This window comes from Dysgonomonas sp. Marseille-P4677, from assembly GCF_016652235.1.
GTDB lineage: Bacteria > Bacteroidota > Bacteroidia > Bacteroidales > Dysgonomonadaceae > Dysgonomonas.
On record NZ_JAEPKU010000224.1, the window covers coordinates 1 to 3,273 of the forward strand.

General features: G+C 36.8%; 1 protein-coding gene and 1 pseudogene. Both read left to right on the top strand.

What is annotated here, in order from left to right; all coding sequences use genetic code 11:
* A pseudogene (locus JGH11_RS19485) lies at nt 1-339 on the top strand (phosphoenolpyruvate carboxykinase); the annotation flags it as partial.
* A gap of 164 nt (nt 340-503) precedes the next feature.
* A complete protein-coding gene (gene ppc / locus JGH11_RS19490) occupies nt 504-3,143 on the top strand; it encodes a phosphoenolpyruvate carboxylase (protein ID WP_201114562.1) in 2,640 nt (879 codons plus the stop codon).
* Nucleotides 3,144-3,273 lie beyond the last annotated feature (130 nt).

The following is a 3,273-nucleotide window of genomic DNA, read 5'->3' on the forward strand; positions in this document are numbered from 1 at the left end:
GTAGACTACTTCCTTTATGCTAATAATTATGCAGATGCTGATAAAAAAATTAGTTTCTTTACCGATTTAGATGAAGCGATCAAGGTGTTTGAGGCAGGTGCACGTAAAGCAAAAGGTACAACAACTGAAAAGGGGTTGGTGACTTCTTATTTTGCAAACCCGTTCGGACCTGTGCAAGAGCCTGAATTGGCAGGAAAATTAATTCGTGAATACTTTACTGATATGGATAAAAATGGCGTGAAGATCGGTGAGATTCATACTTCTCTGGCTATTGAAGGTAAAAGTAAAGACGGTCCGCGTTTAGCAGCAGAAGAATTATTTACATTGATAAACGAATAATAAGGCATTGTGGTATATTATAGAAGGAGTTTTCCTTCTTATAAATACAAAATCTTTATCGTTGTTAGTGCTAATGTAATAACTGAATTGTTCAATAAATATTGAAGTATTCCTTCTGTTTATTAATTAGCTCTAAAATAGAATTAAACTAATAATATTAGACTATGAATAATTTGCAACAATCTTTAATGCACGATAACATCAAGCTACTTGGCGATATGCTCGGGAAAACAATCAGCGAGGCAAAAGGTCAGGATATGCTTGAATTGATCGAAACAATTCGTAGACTCTCTAAAGCCTCTCATTCAGGGGATATTGAATCACATAAGTTATTGGTAGAAACACTTCAGAATCTGAAAGATGAGGAATTTCTTCCCGTAGCAAGATCCTTTAACCAGTTTTTGAATCTGACTAATACAGCAGAGCAATATAACAGTGTGTCACCTCATTCGCAAGGGGCTGAAAATCCTGTGAACTTTTCTGATATTTATAAAAAGCTGAAAGCGAGTAATATAAAGGATGAAGATATTATACAGGCAATTGAAAATATATCTATTGATTTGGTATTAACAGCACATCCTACAGAAATAAATAGGAGATCTTTGATTAATAATTTAAATCAAGTAGATCATTGTCTGGCATTACTAGATCATGATGATCTGGCTGATTATCAAAAAGTTCAGATTTTAAGACGTTTAAAACAGCTTATTGCACAGTATTGGTATACCGACGAGATTCGTCAAAAGCGTCCTACTCCTAATGAAGAGGCTAAATGGGGATACGAAGTTGTAGAGAATTCGCTTTGGCAGGCAGTGCCTGTATACATACGTGAATTGGATGAACAGATAAAGAATACATTAAATTATAGATTTCCCATAAATGCGCGTCCTATACACTTTTCATCGTGGATGGGAGGGGATCGTGATGGAAACCCGAATGTAACTGCTAAAGTTACACACGAAGTATTACTTGACAGTCGTAAAAGAGCTGCAAAACTTTTCCTCGAAGATATTGAGATTCTTGTGAAGGAGCTGTCTATGGCTACTTGTACAATCGAATTTAGAGATTATATCAAAGATTACGAAGTACAAGAACCTTATAGAGAGTTGATGAAACGGTTACGCACCAGATTGAATGTAACTATTGCATATATCGATAAATGTATTGAAGGCAAAACTCCTGAGCTAACAGAAGATATACTAATACATAATGATCAGCTGTGGGAGCCTTTGCATGAGTGTTATAAATCTCTCGTAGCCTGTAAAATGGAGATTATTGCTGATGACAAACTGCTTGATACAATGCGCAGAGTTTGTTGTTTTGGATTAACATTAACACAACTGGATATACGTCAGGAAAGTACTGTGCATACAGAAGCTTTATCCGAAATAACTAAATACTTAGGTTTAGGGGATTATGAAACCTGGTCGGAAGAAGAAAAACAAGCTTTCCTTCTCAAAGAGTTAAATTCGAAGCGGCCATTAATTCCTCATAATTGGGAACCAAGCCCTCAGACAAAAGAAGTTCTTGATACGTGCAGAGTTATTGCTGAAACTCCTGTAGGAGCTATTCCTACTTATGTTATCTCAATGACTCGTACGCCATCCGATATCTTAGCTGTATATCTATTATTGAAGGAGGCTGAATGTCCGTATACATTACCCGTAACTCCGTTATTCGAGACATTAAATGACCTGAACAACGCTAATGGCATTATGCAACAGCTATTTAATATTAGCTGGTATAGAGATATTATAGAAAATAAGCAAATGATAATGATCGGCTATTCGGATTCATCTAAAGATGCCGGATCTCTTGCTGCCGGTTGGGCACAATATCATGCACAGGAAGCATTAATTAAGACATGTCAGGATGCAAGTATTGCTCTTACGCTGTTTCATGGTCGAGGAGGAACTGTTGGTCGTGGCGGCGGTCCGGCTAAGGTTGCTTTATTTTCACAGCCACCTGGCTCGTTGAAGGATGGTCTCCGTGTAACAGAACAAGGGGAAATGATTCGATTTAAATTAGGATTGCCTGATTTAGCAATCAGAACCCTATCATTATACACAGATGCTATACTCGAAGCTAATTTACTGCCTCCACCTGCACCTAAGCAAGAATGGAGAGATTTGATGGATGAGCTTTCCGATATTTCATGTAAAAGCTATCAAGGTTTGGTTCATAAAGATCCGAACTTTATACCATATTTCTATCAGGCTACTCCCGAAGCTGAATTGGCACGTTTGCCGTTAGGGTCTCGCCCTGCTAAGCGTCGTCCTAATGGTGGAGTGGAAAGTTTACGTGCCATTCCATGGATTTTTGGTTGGACGCAAAACCGGTTGATGCTTCCCGCATGGCTTGGAGCAGGAGAAGCGCTTCAATGTGCCATTGACGAAGGTAAAATGGATATATTAAAAGCAATGTATACAGATTGGCCATTTTTTGGAACGCGCATTAGTATGCTTGAAATGGTATTTGCTAAAGCAGATTCACGTATATCTCAGTATTATGATGAAAGATTAGTAGAGCCAGATTTACTTCGTTTGGGAAAACAATTGAGAGCTCAGCTAGAAAGTGATATAAAAACAATATTGAGAATCTCTCAGGATGAATATTTAATGGAGAGTTTACCTGATGTTGCAGAAAATATTGCTATGCGCAACATTTATACAAATCCATTGAATTTGTTGCAAGTAGAGTTGTTACATCGTACTAGAAAAGATAGTGAACATTCTTCGGAACTTGAGTTAGCATTGATGATTACAATTTCCGGAATTGCAGCAGGTATGAGAAATACCGGATGATAAAAGAGCGATTGAAATAGAATAATTAAAACTCATAAAAATCAGGAATCTTTAACTTATAGAAAATATTAATTCTATGTTTAAACTTTTGATTATTATGAGTTTTTACTTAAATTCGTAAGAAGAATAA

Bases quoted from the DNA above. Each gene is read 5' to 3' on its own strand.
- ppc (WP_201114562.1), top strand. From the start codon at position 504: ATGAATAATTTGCAACAATCTTTAATGCACGATAACATCAAGCTACTT.